14 protein-coding genes are annotated in these 14,983 nt (G+C 62.7%); 4 read left to right on the top strand and 10 right to left on the bottom strand.

The window, feature by feature from the left end:
• Positions 1–26: 26 nt before the first annotated feature.
• From tsaE to ACLKMW_RS15005, 8 genes are all read right to left on the bottom strand, one after another.
• Positions 27–1,538, bottom strand: a complete 1,512-nt coding sequence (tsaE, locus tag ACLKMW_RS15040) for a tRNA (adenosine(37)-N6)-threonylcarbamoyltransferase complex ATPase subunit type 1 TsaE (RefSeq protein WP_415725279.1) — start codon at positions 1,536–1,538, stop codon at positions 27–29.
• Positions 1,539–1,555: 17 nt separating this feature from the next.
• Positions 1,556–4,117, bottom strand: coding sequence for a sensor histidine kinase (locus tag ACLKMW_RS15035; RefSeq protein ID WP_415725278.1), 2,562 nt, complete (start codon positions 4,115–4,117; stop codon positions 1,556–1,558).
• Positions 4,118–4,320: 203 nt separating this feature from the next.
• On the bottom strand, positions 4,321–5,721 hold the full coding sequence (gene ahcY / locus ACLKMW_RS15030) for an adenosylhomocysteinase (RefSeq protein ID WP_415725277.1): 1,401 nt from the start codon (positions 5,719–5,721) through the stop codon (positions 4,321–4,323).
• 154 nt (positions 5,722–5,875) lie between these two features.
• Positions 5,876–6,178, bottom strand: a complete 303-nt coding sequence (locus ACLKMW_RS15025; RefSeq protein WP_415725276.1) for an HPr family phosphocarrier protein — start codon at positions 6,176–6,178, stop codon at positions 5,876–5,878.
• Positions 6,175–6,576: a PTS sugar transporter subunit IIA gene (locus ACLKMW_RS15020; protein ID WP_415725275.1), complete on the bottom strand. Its 402-nt coding sequence runs from the start codon at positions 6,574–6,576 to the stop codon at positions 6,175–6,177. Before ACLKMW_RS15020 ends, ACLKMW_RS15025 begins: the two co-directional genes overlap by 4 nt.
• 170 nt (positions 6,577–6,746) lie before the next feature.
• Complete coding sequence (locus ACLKMW_RS15015; RefSeq protein WP_415725274.1) at positions 6,747–7,193, bottom strand: HPr kinase/phosphorylase; 447 nt, start codon at positions 7,191–7,193, stop codon at positions 6,747–6,749.
• Positions 7,194–7,196: 3 nt separating this feature from the next.
• On the bottom strand, positions 7,197–8,975 hold the full coding sequence (locus tag ACLKMW_RS15010) for a stimulus-sensing domain-containing protein (protein WP_415725373.1): 1,779 nt from the start codon (positions 8,973–8,975) through the stop codon (positions 7,197–7,199).
• A 122-nt stretch (positions 8,976–9,097) separates the two neighbouring features.
• Positions 9,098–9,799: a response regulator transcription factor gene (locus tag ACLKMW_RS15005; protein ID WP_415725273.1), complete on the bottom strand. Its 702-nt coding sequence runs from the start codon at positions 9,797–9,799 to the stop codon at positions 9,098–9,100.
• A 317-nt stretch (positions 9,800–10,116) separates the two neighbouring features.
• On the opposite strand from ACLKMW_RS15005, the gene ACLKMW_RS15000 reads away from it, so the two are divergent.
• The 4 genes from ACLKMW_RS15000 (at position 10,117) to ACLKMW_RS14985 (ending at position 13,553) form a co-directional block, all read left to right on the top strand.
• Positions 10,117–11,727, top strand: a complete 1,611-nt coding sequence (locus tag ACLKMW_RS15000; RefSeq protein ID WP_415725272.1) for a phosphoenolpyruvate carboxykinase — start codon at positions 10,117–10,119, stop codon at positions 11,725–11,727.
• A 77-nt stretch (positions 11,728–11,804) separates the two neighbouring features.
• Complete coding sequence (gene arfB, locus ACLKMW_RS14995) at positions 11,805–12,242, top strand: alternative ribosome rescue aminoacyl-tRNA hydrolase ArfB (RefSeq protein ID WP_415725271.1); 438 nt, start codon at positions 11,805–11,807, stop codon at positions 12,240–12,242.
• Positions 12,243–12,345: 103 nt separating this feature from the next.
• Positions 12,346–12,867, top strand: a complete 522-nt coding sequence (gene lysM / locus ACLKMW_RS14990; RefSeq protein WP_415725270.1) for a peptidoglycan-binding protein LysM — start codon at positions 12,346–12,348, stop codon at positions 12,865–12,867.
• A gap of 68 nt (positions 12,868–12,935) precedes the next feature.
• The gene (locus ACLKMW_RS14985; RefSeq protein ID WP_415725269.1) at positions 12,936–13,553 is read left to right on the top strand and encodes an alpha-ketoglutarate-dependent dioxygenase AlkB family protein; all 618 of its coding nucleotides are present in this window, start codon (positions 12,936–12,938) and stop codon (positions 13,551–13,553) included.
• Between the two features lie 43 nt (positions 13,554–13,596).
• On the opposite strand, the gene ACLKMW_RS14980 is transcribed toward ACLKMW_RS14985, so the two are convergent.
• Together ACLKMW_RS14980 and rnk are read right to left on the bottom strand one after the other, a co-directional pair.
• Entirely contained in the window at positions 13,597–14,166 is a 570-nt protein-coding gene (locus tag ACLKMW_RS14980; RefSeq protein WP_415725267.1) for a GreA/GreB family elongation factor, read from the bottom strand.
• A gap of 177 nt (positions 14,167–14,343) precedes the next feature.
• A complete protein-coding gene (rnk, locus tag ACLKMW_RS14975) occupies positions 14,344–14,799 on the bottom strand; it encodes a nucleoside diphosphate kinase regulator (protein ID WP_415725266.1) in 456 nt (151 codons plus the stop codon).
• Between the last annotated feature and the right edge of the window lie 184 nt (positions 14,800–14,983).

Here is a 14,983-nt window from a genome sequence, read left to right as displayed (position 1 = left end):
CGCGGTTTTCGCAATGTCCTTGGAGGTCAAATCGCACCATCCTGGACGAGATCGTGCCGCTGGTAAAAATCGCGCAGTTCGGCAAGTGCCGGATGCGCCAGCGCCCTGCGCAAATAGGCGCGGATGCGCGGCAGATGCTTCAGGTAGGCCGGCTTGCCGTCGCGCCGATCGAGCCGCACGAAGATGCCGAGGATCTTGGAATTGCGCTGCGCTGCTGTGATTGCATAAGCTTCGCCGAACATTTCGGCGTCGAAATGGCCGCCAGCGAGGCGCGCTTCCACATAGGCCGCGACGGTTTCGGCCTCGATTTCGGGGGGGACGGTCACACGGGCATCCATTGCAAGAGACGCTACATCATAGGCGGCCGGGCCGATCAGCGCATCCTGAAAATCGATAATCCCAAGCTTATCGTGGCCTTGGCGGTCTTCCCGCCAGATGATGTTGGGCGAATGGAAATCGCGCAATACGAGGCTGGTCTCGGCTTGATCGAGCCGGTCGAGCACCCTGTTCCAGACTTCACGGAAATCGACGCGAAGCGCGCTGTCGGCCGGCTTACCGGCAACGGTTGGATAGTACCAGTCGAGCAGCAGATCGACCTCGATCAGTAGCGCGTCCCGGTCGAAAGGCGGCACTTCATGGAAGGTACCGGTCGCTGCCTCCATCCGTTGCGGCCACGGCGTGCCATGCATCATCGCCAGCAGACGCGCGGCGGCGGCATAATGCGCGACAACCGGCCTGTTTTGACGATTGAGAAAATTCCCTTCGCCGAGATACTCCGTCAGAAGGAAGCCGTTTTCGAGATCCTTCGCGTAAATCTCGGGTACGGACACACCAGCGTTCCGCAACGCCTTGTCAATTGCCACGAAGGCGACGACCGACTGCGCGATGTGGGCGATCTCGGCATAGGGCTTGCCGTCGCGCACCGGCGGCCCGAGCACCAGCCGTGGTGCGTTCATCAGAACGCGCGGTGTATCGCCTTCCTGTGTGACGATTTCGTAAGAGCGGGCGGAGGCATCGCCGGTGAAATATGCGCGAGAGGCGCCGGCCCATCCGGATGCGTCGAGAAAATCGCGGATGGCGAAGGATCGGCCGATCCGCTCGCCAAGCCCGCCGGACGCCGATATGCGGACGAGGCGACCGCCGTCATTCTCCACGAGCTCGATACGCGCGAGACTGCCCTGCAGGCGGTCTCCGGCCCGTTCGGGCCATTCGACCAGTGCGATCCCCTGTTCGAGCGCATCCTCGAAGCCGAGTTCATCCAGTTCGTCCGCCGACGACAGGCGGTAGAGATCGAAGTGATGCACGGGAATGCGCGCATCATAGGCCTGGACCAGTGTGAAGGTCGGGCTCGGCACTTCAAGATCGGCGTCGGCGGCCAGCGCGCGGATCAGACTGCGCGCCAGAGTGGTCTTGCCGGCGCCGAGGTCGCCGTGGAGTGCAAGAACATCGCCTTGACGCAGGGCAAGCGCCAGGTCTTCGCCCAGCCGGTTCGTCGCGGCCTCGTCGGGCAGGAAGCGCTCCAGAACGGAAGCCGGCATGGTTCGGTCCACTGGGTTTATTCGGCGGCGGCGCGCGCGCCCGATGGTGTCAGCGGAAACAGGCAGATGACCGTCGTTCCACGGTCCGCACCGGTTTCGATGCGCACATTGCCGCCGTGAAGCTCCACGAAACTCTTGACGATCGAAAGGCCGAGCCCCGCCCCGCGGCGCCTGCCGCCATTGATCCGCGGTTCGAAGCGCCGGAACACGGTGTCGAGCACGTCCGGCGTCATGCCGGGCCCGTCGTCGTGAACCATGAATTCGACGCCGTGCGGGGTTTGTCGGCAACCGAGCGAAATCGTGCTCGCATCGGGCGCATAATTCACCGCATTGCTCAGGAGATTGTAGAGGATCTGGCGAATGCGGGTTTCATCGCCGTGGAAATTCCGCGGCGCCTGCGAGGCGTCGATCTTAAGCTGGATTCCATGTTCCTCGAGCCGGTCGGCTATCAGTTCGACCGCCGCCGCGATGGTCTGGTCGACGCGCACCTCGCCGATCTCAAGCTCCATGATCCCGGCATCCACCGTCGCCAGATCGAGGATGTCGTTGACGATGGTGAGCAGCACCGAGGAGGAGGAGCCGATATGTTCGAGATATTCACGCTGGCGCGGGGCGAGCGGCCCGGTCGCCGGCAGCGAAAGCAATTCGGTGAAGCCGATGATGTTGGTCAGCGGCGAGCGCAGCTCGTAGGAGACGTGCTGGACGAAGTCGTTCTTCAACTGATCGGCCCTTTGCAGAGCCTCGTTCTTGTCCTTCAGCGCCCGCTCGACATTGACGCCATCGGTGACGTCGACGAATGTCGTCATCACCTGTCCGTTCGGCAGATGGACAAGCGCGTAGCTCAGCACCGTGCCGTTGACGAGCTCGACCTGGCCTCGGCCATCGCGTCGCTCGTCGTCGAAGCCGGTGACGGCGGCAACGAACCCGCCCCAGGGGCTGTCCTTGGCGAGTGCGTCGCAACGGGCGCGTATCTCCGAAATATGGGTCTTCGGATTGACGGCCTCCGGAGGCAGCCCCCAGAGCGTGACGAACGCCGGATTGGAAAGGCGGATGCGGCCGTCAGACCCGAACACGGCGACACCTTCGGCCAGATTGTCGAGCGTCTCGCCCTGAATGCGCACGGCGGCGTTGTAGCGGCTTTCGAGATCGATCCGCTCCGTCACGTTCTCGAAAACCCAGGTCACGCCGCCCTTGGGTTGTGGATTGGCGATGACGCGAATGGTGCGGCCATCGGGCAGGTGCCACCAATGCTCGCGCGATTCGACCGCGCGATAGGCTTCGAGGAGATTTTCCTTGAAACGCCGCCACTCCGGCTGTTCGGCGAGCTTGCCGTCGCTGCGCAGGCGGTCGAGCAACAGCGCGTTGTCGGGCTTGCTGTCCAGAAAGCCGGCGTCGAGGTCCCACAGTTTCTGAAACGCGTGGTTGAAGAAACGCAGCTTTTCCTGCGGGTCGAATATGGCGACGGCGGTGGTGAGCTGGTCCAGCGTATCGGCATGGCTGCGCACGGTGCGCTCATACTCCTCGCGCAGTGCTTCGATGCCGCTGATGTCGAGGGCGATGCCCGCCGATCCGTCCTCGCCGGCGAAGTCGGTCACCGTGAACACGCGCCGGTCGCCGCCGATGACGGTGGAAAGCGTCTGCGCGAAAACCGGACGTGTGAGATGGTGCTTTTCTATCGCCTCGCGCGATGGCGTTCCGAGAAATTCCCTGCTCTCGCGGATGGCGGTCTCGGCGTCAGGCGCTTCTACCGCGTCGGCATAGGCGCGGTTGACCCATTTCAGCTTTCCGTCGGCTGCGCGCAGCCAGAACGGCAGCTTCAATGCATCGACAAGATGGAGCATGGTCTCGTAGTTGCCGGCCAGGCGCTGGTTCTCAAGCTTCAGCCGCGCTAGGTTCCGATGCGCTTCGGAAAGCGAGGTGAACCGCACCAGCACATGCGATGGGGTCTTGCGACCCTGGACCTCGAGCGGAGCGCCGGTTTGCGATTCGACCAGAATATCGAAGGCCGCACCCTTTTCACGCAGGGCGGCCAACGCATGGTCGAGGGCGGCGGCCGAACGCGGCATCAGCCAGCGGCCGAACGCCAGGAATCCCGGGCGTTCCTCCGGTGCACCGGCTTCCGTCGGCAGCGAGCCGACGAGCTCGGGTCTCTGGTTGTCGGCCGCCCAGACCACGACGCGCTGGTCGCGCAAATTGAGCAGTGCTTCGGAGCGCTGCAGGGTGGCATTGAGATCGGCGACCCGGGCGCGCAATTCGACGTTCTCGGCCGATATCCTGGCGCGCTCGCGAATGAGGGCGATTGCCGAAAGCAGCGCCGCTCCCATGACGCCGACGAAGACGGCGAGCTGCATCACCTCCACCGTGCTCATAGGCAGCCGTGCCGGCGCCGCCTCGGTCTGCGCAACGGCGAGGTTGACGATCCACGGGCTGCACAAGGCGGTCATTGCCAGCAGTCCGCGCGCGACCGGACGAGGCAGGAAGCCGAGCAGCCGCCTTTTCGCGGGCGCCGCGGCGTCGTTCGAATCCATCCGGCCGCCGGAAACGGCCTCTCCCGCGCGCAGCGGGTTTTCCCCCGGCATGTCTTGTTCCTCTCCGCCGCCTGAATGCAAGACCGCCTTGGTGCCTGCCCCTCGGTACCCCCGTCTCCGGAGCCCAAAGCGTTGCGAATCACAACACCATACCTGTTGCGCGAATCGGCGTGAAGAAGCTCCGGGGGCAAAAAGAAAGCCAGGCGGAAAGTCAACCGCCTGGCTTCAATATCTGGTGGTTTGGTTAACGCGGATCAGTATCTGTAGTGTTCCGGCTTGAACGGCCCCTGAGGTGTTACGCCGATATAGGCGGCCTGCTCGTTGCTGAGTTCGGTCAGCTTGGCGCCGAGCTTGTCGAGGTGCAGGCGCGCGACCTTCTCATCGAGATGTTTGGGCAGGACATAGACCTGGTTCTCATAGGCGCCCGGCTTCGTCCAGAGCTCGATCTGCGCCAGCACCTGGTTGGTGAAGGAAGCCGACATCACGAAGCTCGGATGGCCGGTGGCGTTGCCGAGATTGAGCAGCCGGCCTTCCGACAGAAGGATCATCCGCTTGCCGTCGGCAAACGTGATCATGTCGACCTGCGGCTTGATGTTGGTCCATTTCAGGTTGCGCAGCGCCGCCACCTGGATCTCATTGTCGAAATGGCCGATATTGCCGACGATCACCATGTCCTTCATCTGGCGCATGTGATCGAGCGTGATCACGTCCTTGTTGCCGGTGGTGGTGATGACGATGTCGGCGGTCGGCGCCGCGTCTTCCAGCGTTACCACTTCGAAACCGTCCATCGCCGCCTGCAATGCGCAGATCGGGTCCACCTCCGTCACCTTGACTCGTGCCCCGGCGCCCTTCAGCGAAGCAGACGAGCCCTTGCCGACATCGCCGTAGCCGCAAACCACGGCCACCTTGCCGGCCATCATCGTGTCGGTGGCGCGGCGGATGCCGTCGACCAGCGATTCCTTGCAACCATATTTGTTGTCGAATTTCGACTTGGTAACGCTGTCGTTGACGTTGATCGCCGGGAAGGGGAGCAGGCCCTTCTTCTGAAGCTGGTAGAGACGGTTGACGCCGGTGGTGGTTTCCTCGGTAACGCCGCGGATCGCATCCTTCTGCCTGGTGAAGAAGCCCGGCGTCGCCGCCATGCGCTTCTTGATCTGGGCAAACAGTATTTCTTCCTCTTCGCTGCCCGGGTTGGACAGCACGTCCTCGCCGGCTTCGGCGCGCGCGCCGATCAGGATGTACATGGTGGCGTCGCCGCCATCATCGAGGATCATGTTCGACGTGCCGCCGTCGGCCCATTGGAAGATGCGGTCGGTGTAGTTCCAATAGTCCTCGAGCGTCTCGCCCTTGACCGCGAATACCGGAATGCCGCTTTCGGCGATTGCTGCCGCTGCATGGTCCTGCGTGGAGAAGATATTGCAGGAGGCCCAGCGGATCTCGGCGCCGAGCGCCTTGAGTGTCTCGATCAGCACCGCGGTCTGGATAGTCATGTGCAGCGAGCCAGTGATGCGCGCACCCTTCAGCGGCTGCTCCTTGGCGAATTCGGTGCGGCAGGCCATCAGGCCCGGCATTTCGGTCTCGGCGATCTCGATTTCCTTGCGGCCCCAGCCGGCAAGGGATAGGTCGGCGATGATATAATCTTTATTGTCAGGCATGGCTTTGCTCCGGTCGTACGGGTTTGCCGACGCCCATCCGCGCAATTTCGCTGAGGCGCCTTGTGCGGCCGTGCCTAACAGATCGGCGTTCGGCCGACAATGGGATATAAAGAAATCTTTATCCGTATATGTCCACTGAAGGCGTCCGCGGGCGTCAGGCGTCTTCGCCGAACCGTGTCGTGATCAGCGCTTCAAGTGCATCCATCGCCTGGACGGCTTGTGGCCCCTGGGCCGTGACGGTGATCGTGCAGCCAGGGCTTGCCGCAAGCATCATCAGGCCCATGATCGAGGTGCCTCCAACCTTGATGCCGTCCTTCTCCACATTCACGGTGGCCTTGAAATCCGAGGCGGTCTGTACGAATTTCGCGGATGCGCGTGCGTGCAGGCCACGCCTGTTGATGATCCTGAACTCCCGGACGATCTCCCCATCGTCGGCGGTGAAAGACGCACTGCTCATTTGCTGCTCAACAATTGGCTGGCGACATTGATGTATTTTCGCCCGGCTGTCTGCGCTTCGTCCAGTGCCTGGACCATGTTGTCGGTCTTGCGAACGCTCGTCAGCTTGATCAGCATCGGCAGGTTCATGCCTGCGATCACTTCCACACGCCCCGATTCCATCACCGAGATGGACAGGTTGGAGGGTGTGCCGCCGAACATGTCGGTCAGGATGATGACGCCGGCGCCGGTGTCGGTTCGTGCCACCGCATCGATGATGTCGCGGCGGCGCTGCTCCATGTCGTCGTCGGCGCCGATGGCCACGGTTTCGAAGTGTTCCTGCGGCCCCACAATGTGCTCGACGGCTTTGCGGAACTCCTCGGCCAGTTGACCGTGCGTAACCAGCACGAGTCCGATCATTCTGCTTTGGCTCCCGTCATCGCCCGTTCACGAGCAGATTTTATAATGGCCGCTTCGGCCAAAGCCGGGCAGCGGAGCGCTATCTTGGCCAGACGCATTGCGTTGACAAGCCCAAAAACGCCCTATTCACGCCCATTTTGCCGCACCATCCGGGAAATACCGAAGCGAGCTCAGCCGAAAGGCGGTGCGGCAAGCCAGGCGTCGATGGCAAGGGCTGCGCCATTCGCATTGCGTTCGGCCAGCATCAGGCATGGCAGCCGGCAGCCGGCAAGTTCCGTCGTGGCGGGTTCGGGAAATCGTTCTGCCTCACTCGCCGGCACCAGCCTGACCAGAAGGTCGACGATCGCGGCGGGCTCGAAACGGAGCGGCCGTAGGCCCAGCCCGCGAACCTCGGCCAAACCCCTGATCGTTCCGGGAGCCCGGCAGATCAGCCGCCCTGCCTTGCAAGACAGGAAAAGCTGGTCGTCGGCGATGAGCCGGGCAAAACGGTGCGCGGCGTTGGCGCGTGAAAGGAGCTTGAGCGCCAGCGTGGTCTTGCCCGAACCGGATGCACCCATGATCAGGATGCCGCGCTCGCCCAGTACGAGGGCGGTGGCGTGGAGATTGTCGGCGGCCACGGCTCAGTCTTCGGCAGGCAGGGTCATCACAAACCGTGCGCCCCTTGCCTCGCCCGCCTTGGAGCCGGGTATGTTCTCGGCCGTCAGCGTGCCGCCATGCGCTTCGACGATCTGGCGGCTGATCGACAGGCCGAGGCCGGAATTCTGTCCGAATGCCTCGCTGGTCGGCCGATCGGTGTAAAAGCGCTCGAAGATGCGGTCGACGACGTCGGCTCCGATGCCCGGACCATTGTCGTCCACGGTGACGATGTTGAATTTTCCGGCGCGCTCCAGCCTGATGGTGATCCTGCCGGTGTCTTCGGGAACGAAGGAGCGCGCATTGTCGATCAAATTGGTGATGACCTGACCGATCCGCAGGTCGTGGCCGAGGACGAAATAGCCCTTCACGCCCTGCGGCAGCTTTGCCGGCTTGAACTCGATCTCGGCCTTGCGCTTGTGGCGGCCCACTTCATGCGACACCGAAACCAGATCGCCGATGAATTTCCCGAGATCGATCCTGCCGGCATCCTCGCGCACCAATTCGGCGTCGAGACGTGAGGCATCCGAAATGTCGGTGATGAGGCGGTCCAGCCGCTTGACGTCATGCTGGATGATTTCCATCAGCCGGTTGCGCGAATTCTCGTTTTTGGCGAGCGGCAACGTCTCGACTGCACTGCGCAGCGAAGTCAGCGGGTTCTTCAATTCATGGCTGACATCGGCGGCGAAGCTCTCGATCGCTTCGATGCGCGCATAAAGCGCGTTGGTCATGTCGCGCACCGCCACCGACAGGTTGCCGATCTCGTCCTGCCGATCGGAGAAGTCCGGAATTTCCTGCCGGCTCTTGACGCCGCGGCGCACACGTACGGCTGCTGCCGAAAGCCGGCGCAGCGGGTTGGCGATGGTGGAAGCGAGAAGCATGGACAGAATGGCCATGACCAGCGCCGCGACGCCGAAGACGCGCAGGATCGCCTTGCGCTCGGCCGCGACGATCTTGTCGATATCGCCGCCTTCGGTCGACAGCATCAGGACACCGAGGACCGCACGAAAACGCTGGATCGGCACGGCCACCGAAACCACCTGTTCGCCCTGCTCGCTTACCCGCACGATCGTCGAGGGGCTGCCGGTCAGCGCGTTCATGACTTCGGGAAATGCCGCGCCGTTGCCGCCCGGCTGTTCCTTGTAGATCGGCAGTCCGTTTGTGCCGAACAGGCCGGAAAGGAACTTCTCGATCCGCTCGAAAATGTCGGGGTCCTCTTCCTGCACCGGCGGCAAGTCGTAGCGCAGGATCTGGCCGCGCGAATAGAGATGGCGCGAATCGAGCAGTAGATTGGCGTCACGGTCATAGATGCGCGCGCGTGTGCGCGTCGGCGAGATAAGACGTCTGAGAACCGGCGCCACGCGTTCCGGATTGATCGGGAAGTCGAGGCTGTCGAGCTGATCCGATCCGGGCCCCAGGCTCTCTCCGGCCTGCAATTCGAGCAGTTTCTCCGGGTCGATGCGGATGGCGTCGGTTTCGACCGTCGCGGAGGCGGCGATGGCGCCGGCAATGATCTCGCCCTGCGTCATCAGGCTTTCGACACGCGCGTCGATCAGCCCGTCGCGGAAAGTGTTCAGATAGAGGATGCCGACGACCAGCACGGCAAGACCGGCGAGGTTGAGGAACAGGATGCGCCGCGTCAGGCTGGAAAAGACATGGTGCCCGAGAAAGCGGCGCATCGGAACCGTGATCCGGGACAACAGCGAGGGCGAAACGGTGCCCGACCTGTTGGCAACCGTCACCGGTTTCCTGAGCTCACCCTCCATCGCCATGCATACAGTCTCTTATACAGCCTCTCGACGCCCGGCACGGGCGAACGCAACCGAATAGGCCGTCACGGCTCCGTTGGCCAATCACGTATCAAGGAAGCCGCCCCGATCGCTCGCGACTACGCTTCGCGGAAGCGATAGCCGACGCCGTACAGAGTTTCTATCATCTCGAAGTCGTCATCGACAGCCTTGAACTTCTTGCGAAGCCGCTTGATATGGCTGTCTATGGTGCGGTCGTCGACATAGACCTGCTCGTCATAGGCCGAATCCATCAGCGCATCGCGGCTTTTCACCACGCCGGGGCGTTGCGCCAGCGAATGCAGGATGAGGAATTCGGTGACCGTCAGCGTTACCGGTTCGCCCTTCCAGGTGCAGGTGTGGCGTTCCTGGTCCATGACGAGTTGGCCGCGTTCAAGCGACCGCGACTGCTGGTTTGGCGTCTTGGCCGCGGCCTCGCGCGCACTGGCGCGGCGCAGCACCGCCTTGACCCGTTCGACCAGCAGGCGCTGCGAGAACGGTTTGCGGATGAAGTCGTCGGCGCCCATCTTGAGGCCGAACAGCTCATCGATCTCGTCGTCTTTGGAGGTGAGAAAGATCACCGGCAGGTCGCTCTTCTGACGCAAGCGCCGCAGCAGCTCCATGCCGTCCATGCGGGGCATCTTGATGTCGAGTATGGCAAGGTTCGGCGGCCGCGCCGCAAGTCCTTCCAGCGCCGAGGCGCCGTCTGTGTAGGTCTCCACGCGATAGCCTTCGGATTCCAGCGCAATCGATACGGAGGTCAGAATATTGCGGTCGTCATCGACAAGCGCGATCGTTGCCATTTCAAGCGACTCCCTCATGAGCTTGGGTCCCTTTCCTGCGTGGAAGGGGCTATTGGCGGACAAATTGAGTACAAAATGTGGCACATAATCCCATCAATGTCACAGGGCCGGCTAAGCGCATTTATGTAGGGTTGTGCTAAGCGGCTACCCGAAAGGATGAAGTTTTAAACGGATATAAACGATTTAAATTTTTAAATCGATTAATGATTTGAAATCATTTGGTATTTCTGGTTCTGACCAGTTTCGCCGCTAGATAGTGGTGATGCGGCGCTTGCGTTTCGCGGGTAGTCGCAGGATCATGGATGTGGAGAACGCAAGTGACCGAAACTGGCAGACGCAATCCCGCCTGCGGGGTGAAGGAATCAGGTTTCTCAAGTTCGCGGACGGTTCATTACAATCTCGGCGAAGCGGCGCTTTATGAGGAAGCGATCGGGCGCGGGGAGGCGCGATTGACGGCCCATGGCGCCTTGGTCGCCGAGACTGGTCAGCACACCGGGCGCTCCGCCAAGGACAAGTTCGTCGTGCGCGATGCGCGAACCGAGCCGCATGTCTGGTGGGACAACAACAAGCCCATGTCGCCTGAGCGCTTCGAACTGCTGTTGGCCGATTTTGCCGCCCACGCGGGCGACAAGGAGTTGTTCGTCCAGGACCTGATCGGCGGCGCCGACGCGGCGCAGAACCTGCCGACGCGCGTCATCACCGAATATGCCTGGCACTCCCTGTTCATCCGTAACCTCCTGATCCGCCCGCAGCCCGAGCAACTCGACGGTTTCCTGCCGAAGATGACGATCGTCGACCTGCCGTCTTTCCGGGCCGATCCGGCGCGCCACGGCTGCCGCACCGAGACGGTGATCGCGGTCGATCTGACGCGAATGATCGTGTTGATCGGCGGCACGTCATATGCCGGCGAGATGAAGAAGTCGGTTTTCACCGCCCTGAACTATCTGTTGCCCGAACGCGGCGTAATGCCGATGCACTGCTCGGCCAATGAGGGTCCCGATGGGGATGCGGCGGTTTTCTTCGGGCTTTCGGGCACCGGCAAGACCACGCTGTCGGCCGACCCGTCACGCACGCTGATCGGCGATGACGAGCATGGCTGGGGTCCTGACGGCATCTTCAATTTCGAGGGTGGCTGCTACGCCAAGACCATCCGCCTCTCGGCGGAAGCCGAGCCGGAGATCTTCTCGACGACGCAACGTTTCGGCACCGTTCTGGAAAACGTCGTCCTCGACGAGAACCGCGTTCCGGACTTCGACGATGGGAGCCTGACCGAAAACACGCGCTGTGCCTATCCGCTGCATTTCATCCCGAATGCCAGTGCGACCGGCCGGGCCGGCCATCCGAAGAACATCATCATGCTGACCGCCGATGCATTCGGCGTGCTGCCGCCCATCGCCAAGCTGACGCCGGCGCAGGCCATGTACCATTTCCTGTCGGGCTACACCGCGAAGGTGGCCGGCACCGAAAAGGGCGTGACCGAGCCGGAGGCGACCTTCTCGACCTGTTTCGGTGCCCCTTTCATGCCGCGCCATCCGTCGGAATACGGCAATTTGCTGCGCCAGTTGATCGCCGAGCACGGCGTAGACTGCTGGCTGGTTAATACCGGCTGGACCGGCGGCGCCTATGGAACGGGCAGGCGCATGCCGATCAAGGCGACGCGTGCCCTGCTTGCCGCGGCGCTTGACGGTTCCCTCAATGGCGCGCAGTTCCGCACCGATGCGAATTTCGGCTTCTCGGTACCGGAGGCGGTCGCAGGCGTCGATAGCGCCATCCTCGATCCGCGCTCGACCTGGGCGGACAAAGCCGCCTATGACCGGCAGGCGGGGCGGTTGGTCGGCATGTTCGTCGACAATTTCGGAAAGTTCGAACCCCATGTCGACGCCAATGTGCGCGGTGCTGCGCCGCGCATCCAGGCAGCCGCGGAATAATTTCGTTCCAGCATGAAAGGCCCGACACTCCGGTGCCGGGCCTTTTCTTTTTGCCCTTCGCGCGGCATCACTGGGCGATGAGCGCCGACGAAAAAATCATCGTGACTGACGAGGTCGTGATCTATCCGGATGATCTGGAGGAGAATTTCATCCGTTCCTCCGGTCCGGGCGGGCAGAACGTCAACAAGGTGGCGACCGCCGTACAATTGCGGTTCGATGCCAGGAACGCGCCCGGACTGCCCGAGCGCGTACGAGAGCGCACGATCGCGCTTGCCGGCCAGCGCGCCACCAAGGATGGCGTGGTCGTCATCGAGGCCGCACGCTTCCGCACCCAGGAGCAGAACCGGGCGGATGCGCGCGCCCGCCTGGCGGAGCTTGTCACAAAGGCGGCCGAACCGCCGCCCAAGCCGCGCCGCAAGACCAAACCGACGAAAGGCTCGGTGGAACGGCGGCTCAAGAGCAAGGCGGGTCGTTCCGTCGTCAAGAAGCTGCGCGGCAAGGTCGACAGCGAGTGAAGGTGCCGCTGACGCTGCGGAAACATTCCGCCCTTCCATTTGCCAATTGTGGATGCGAAGTTCGCATGCCCGAACAAGTGCGGCAGCAAGGAGATTCCGGACCATGAGCATGTTCGATTTCGTGAAGAACGTCGGCAAGAAACTGGGGTTTGGCGGCGACGAGGCAGAGCCCGCTTCGGCCGAAACGCTGAAGAAGGAACTCGATTCCCACAAGCTCGGCACCGAAAAGGTCGAAGTCGAGGTTCAGGGCGACAAGGCGGTTCTCAAGGGCGTGGTCGCCGATCAGTCGATCTTCGAAAAAGCGGTCATCGCCATCGGCAACACGCTTGGCGTTTCCAAGGTGGAGGCCGGCGAACTGAAGGTCGTGGCGCCCGAAAGCGGGCTGAAGCTCGATGCGAACGCCGACATGACCGCCATTGTGGCGGCGGCCACCCCCGCCAAGAAGCCGGTCTTCTACACGGTGAAGAAGGGCGACAACCTCTGGAAGATCGCCGAAGCGCAATATGGCAAAGGCAAGGGTGCGAAGCACACGCTGATCTTCGAGGCCAACAAGCCGATGCTGACCCATCCCGACAAGATCTATCCCGGCCAGGTGCTGCGCATCCCCGATCTGGAAACGGCCTGACGTGCAGATAAGAATGTGAAACGGCGGGCGAGCCCGCCGTTTCACATTCAACCTATAGACTGGACATCATGCTGGTTCTGCCCAGAGGCGTGCGCCATATCCCCGGTCACTTCGACCGTGTCGCGCAGGAAGCGCTGGTCGAGCATATCCGCGACGTCGTCGCCAAGGCGCCGCTCTACGTGCCGACGATGCCGCGCAGCGGCAAGCCGATGAGCGTTCGGATGACCAATTGCGGCGCGCTGGGCTGGGTCACCGACAGGGATCGCGGCTACCGCTACCAGCCGACGCACCCGGTGACCGGCGCGCCCTGGCCGCCGATCCCGGAGATGCTGCATGAGCTTTGGCGCGAGGTTTCCGGCTATCCGCATCCGCCGGAAGCCTGCCTCGTCAATTTCTATACCGAAACCGCCAGGATGGGGCTGCATCAGGATCGCGACGAGACTGATCTGGCAGCGCCAGTCGTCTCCGTCTCGCTTGGCGATGCCTGCCTGTTCCGCGTCGGTGAGACGACGCGGGAAGGCCGCACGGTTTCCTTCAGGCTGGAGAGCGGCGACGTGGTGATCCTCGGCGGCGAGGGTCGGCTCTGTTTCCATGGCGTCGACCGCATCTATCCATCGACATCGACGCTTTTGAAGAAGGGCGGGCGGATCAACCTGACATTGCGCCGGGTCACCTTGCCCGCCTGATCTAGGTGCTAGAGCCTTTCAGGAACCCCGAAAGGCTCTAGGCTTACGCCGCCGTCGGATCGGGGTCGTAGTCTGGATCCTCGAAGCTGGTCCTGAACGCGGCCCTGCCGGCAGGCGCCGGCTTCTGCGGCAGATCGTCGGAGCTGTGCACGACCCGCAAGAAGGGCCGGCGTGCAGCGCCCGGCGCGCCTCCTTGCCCGAGCTTTCCCGCATCGCGGGCAGCAGCCTCCGGCTGATAGACGACCTCCTGCACCGAGAGCGTTTCGCGGCTTCCGTCCTCCTTGGTGATGGTCACGCAATCGCCCTCGGCAAGTCCGAGCAGGGCCACGCCGCGCGGCGTGGTGATCGCCAGAACCATGCCGACCACGCCGCGCGTCTCGTCATTGGCGATGATTCGCGTCTCGGCCGGACCGCCATCGACGCGAAATGTCACGCGGCTGTCCAGGGTGACGACATTCGCGGGAATGTCGTCGCGGAACATCACGACGGCCTTGGCGATCTTCTGGCGCAGGATAGCCGTCATCGTGTCGTCTAGCCCCGCATACCGCTCCAGCATCACCTCGATCGTGGTGTAATCCTTCGTCGTAAGCTGACAGAAATCGCTGTCTGACATCGCGCATCTCCAACCGGACCACGTGGAAGCGGGTGCCGGAATCAACCGTTGAACCTGAAATCGGAAGGCTCCCCTGGGCCGGAACGCACTTGCGGCTTCATCGGCGCAGGGGTCAATCTCCGGTGACGAGGCTTCCCGCACGGTTGAGAAGTCGCGAGGATGTCGAGGCAGGCATGCCTACGACCCCGCCAGCGCCGAGGTTATCCCGGCAGCGCCATTCGCGTCCGGTGCCGCCGTCTGGGTGACTTCGAGCACGGAAAGTTCGTGCTGGCGTCCGTCGCGCGCCGTCCAGCTGATCGACTGGCCTGTCGAAAGACCGAGCAGCGCCGTACCGATCGGCGTCAGGATCGACACCTTGCCCTGGGAGATGTCGGCCTCGCCCGGAAACACCAGCGTAACGGTCTTTGCTTCGCCGGTATCCGGCTTGAAAGTGACCGTCGAGCCCATCTGTACGGTGTCGGCGGGCACGCCGCCATCATCGACGACTCGTGCCCGGTCGAGTTCGTTGAGCAATTCGTTCGAAACCTCCGGCAGCCGGTCGACGGCGCCGTTGGCGAGCGTCAGCAGCCGCCCGTGGTCGGTCTTGGAGACCTTTATGTTCGGCTTGCGCCGGGCCTTCGTGTTGCCTTGCATGTCAATTCCCGTACTTTCGTCCGCGCGTGGCAAACGGCAGCGACGAAAGCGCTCACCGATCTGGCGGAGGTTTTTGTTGGAAGCGCCGAATTGCAGGCGATCAAATCCTGCACAAATCACATGTGAAATCTACATGTTCACCCCCTCGGCTCGGGGGCGCAAAGCAACCGAGCCGGGGGTTAGG

Origin of the sequence: Borborobacter xinjiangensis, assembly GCF_047739745.1 — a bacterium.
GTDB lineage: Bacteria > Pseudomonadota > Alphaproteobacteria > Rhizobiales > Rhizobiaceae > Pseudaminobacter.
This window is presented reverse-complemented; position numbering and strand designations above follow the sequence as displayed.